Raw genomic sequence first — 283 nt, 5'->3', positions numbered from 1 at the left:
ATCCCAGGTCCTCCAGGCTCTGGACCTCAGTCGCAATAGCCCGGAACACCGCACCGACGCCGCGATCCTGGCGAAACACGTTCGCCCGGAAGCGGGCCACACCCGGCAACTCGAAGGCAAAATCCGTTTCAAGAGATGTTTCGAAATCCTTTTGTTGATGTTTATTCAGCAAAGGGCTCAATAAGTCGACCACTTGGGTAGCGTTCAGCGCCGGCCCATCCAGGGGCCAAACCTCGCCATCAATGCGCAGCATCGGTGCCAGGCCGGCTGACAGATGCAGGTC

General features: G+C 58.7%; 1 pseudogene. It reads right to left on the bottom strand.

What is annotated here, in order from left to right:
* Positions 1 to 283 (bottom strand): annotated as a pseudogene (locus AAEY78_RS12670) (twitching motility protein PilT); the annotation flags it as partial.

The organism is Psychrobacter sp. 16-MNA-CIBAN-0192 (assembly GCF_040309565.1).
Classification (GTDB): domain Bacteria; phylum Pseudomonadota; class Gammaproteobacteria; order Pseudomonadales; family Moraxellaceae; genus Psychrobacter.
Note: the sequence above shows the minus strand (reverse complement) of the source record. Positions and strands in the feature narration are given on the sequence as shown.